2 protein-coding genes are annotated in these 2,149 nt (G+C 54.7%); both read left to right on the top strand.

From position 1 onward, the window contains the following. On the top strand, positions 1–1,400 hold a 1,400-nt coding region (locus RMSM_RS28155), incomplete at its 5' end, for an efflux RND transporter periplasmic adaptor subunit (protein ID WP_008705133.1). Next, positions 1,397–2,149, top strand: a 753-nt coding sequence (locus RMSM_RS28150; RefSeq protein ID WP_040769763.1) for an efflux RND transporter permease subunit, incomplete at its 3' end; no start/stop codon positions are given. The genes RMSM_RS28155 and RMSM_RS28150, both read left to right, overlap by 4 nt.

Raw genomic sequence — 2,149 nt, 5'->3', positions numbered from 1 at the left:
TCATGCGGATCGATCCCACGGATTATGAACTCGAAGTCAATCGGTTGACGCGGCTGAAAGAACAAGAGTACGAGGCACTTGGTGAAGTCGACCAAGAGATGGCCAACACCAAACGGTTAATCGAAGTCGCAACCGAAGACGAAGCGTTGCAGCAGCGTGAAGTGCAGCGGTTACAGTCGTTGCCGGGAGGCTTTGCCAGTGAGGGGGAAATCGATAAAGCGAGACGAGCCGTACTGCAATCCACGCAGCAGCGTGTCGGTTATGAAAACCAGCTGGAATTGTTACGTAAACGCCGCACTCGACTCGAAGCATCCGAGCGTCTTGCCAACGCCCAATTGGAAACCGCGCGGGTCAACCTGGAACGAACCGAAATTCGCTCGCCGATCGATGGAGTAATCGTCAACGAAGATGCCGAGCTGAACACCTTCGTCGCTCGTGGCAATCCGATCGTCACGATCGAAGATACAACCAAAGTCGAAGTGGCAACCAGTTTGCGAATGGATCAACTGTATTGGGTGCTTGATCAAGCCGATCGATCGGTCACACCGGTCGCAGGCGAAGGACGTGGATACGATATCCCCGAGACACCTGCGATCGTTGAGTTTGAGATCGCAGGTCGCGAAGGCAAGGTCTATCGCTGGGACGGCCGACTGTTGAGCTATGACGGGATCGGACTTGACCCCACGACGCGAACGGTTCCCGTGCGAATCTTGGTGGACAACCCTAGGGCCTATCGAACCGATGGCGGATCGGCTGCGGTGTCCGGTCCTTCGACGCTGGTGCGTGGCATGTATGTGACAGTCAAACTTCTGATCGAGCCAAAGACGCCGTTGGTGGTCATCCCCGCTGCGGCGATGAAACCCGGCAATCGGGCCTGGGAGTTTGTCCCCGATGAATCGGTGCTTGAGGTTTCAACGCAATCGTCGGGGCCGGGAGATTCAACGTCGGCGACGACATTGGTTTCAAAAGCGAACGACGATGCCGATCCGGCGACGACACAGGATTCTGGTTCGGACGAGAAGCAGAATCCCGATGAAACCGTCGATGAAACGGCCTCCGAACGATTCGATCCCTCGGCATGGCAGGCCGGCCGTATCGTCAATCGCGATTCGATTTTTCCCGTCGACTCGTTGTCGGTTGCTGGCGTGTTCGCCGAATCGGATCAAGACAATCCGCTGCAAAACGGCGACAAAAAATGGTGGGTTTGTGAAGTCCAGGATCAACGAATGAAAGCGGGTGCATTCGTGGTCGTCTCTCCGGTCGGTACGGTCGAAGGCAACACAATGCCCGCTCGAATGAATACGCTTGACACTTCGGCTGTAGTTTCCGAAACGACTTCGGCGACAACTCATGTATCGGCGGACTCAAAAAATGATGTGACCAAGGAGACCGCTCAGTGAAACGGTTTATTGGTTGGGCGATCAAAAATTCGCCAGGCATGAACGTCTTGATGTTGGCGCTGATGTTGGTTGGCGGCATCTCGCTATGGAAAATGCGACGGGAAGTCTTTCCCGAATTCGAACTCGAAGTCGTGATGGTCACCGTCCCCTATCCGGGCGCGACACCTCAGGACACCGAAGAAGCGATCTGTCAAAAGATCGAAGAAGCGATTCGCGCGATCGATGGCATCAAAAAAGTCACCTCGATTGCCCAAGAAGGCTCGGGATTTGTGTTGGCGGAATTGCGCAGCGATGTCAAAGATGTGCAAAAGGTGATGTCCGAGATCGATCGCGAAGTCAATCGGATTCCCAGCTTTCCTGTCTTGGCCGAAGATCCACAGATTCAACAGATCACGTTTCGCGAAGCCGCCATTCGGGTCGGCGTCGTTGGCCCCGATGATCGTTCTCGCGAAGCCGAGTTGCGTTTGCGCGAGGTGGCCGAAGAGGTTCGCGACGACTTGCTGCAAATCAACGCGGTATCGTCTGCATCAATCATGGGGTCACGCGATTACCAGATCGACGTCGAGATTCCCGAAGCGACTTTGCGAAGCTATGGATTGTCACTAAGTCAAGTGGCGTCGATCTTGCAGGCAAGGAATGTCGAGTTGCCTGGTGGATTGCTCAAATCCGAAGGTCAAGAAGTTCTGCTGCGTGCGAAAAACAAAGGACGTATTGGCGAAGAAATTGCCAAACTGCCGCTGGTCACGCAG

It is taken from the genome of Rhodopirellula maiorica SM1, assembly GCF_000346295.1.
GTDB classification, from domain to species: domain Bacteria; phylum Planctomycetota; class Planctomycetia; order Pirellulales; family Pirellulaceae; genus Novipirellula; species Novipirellula maiorica.
This window is presented reverse-complemented; position numbering and strand designations above follow the sequence as displayed.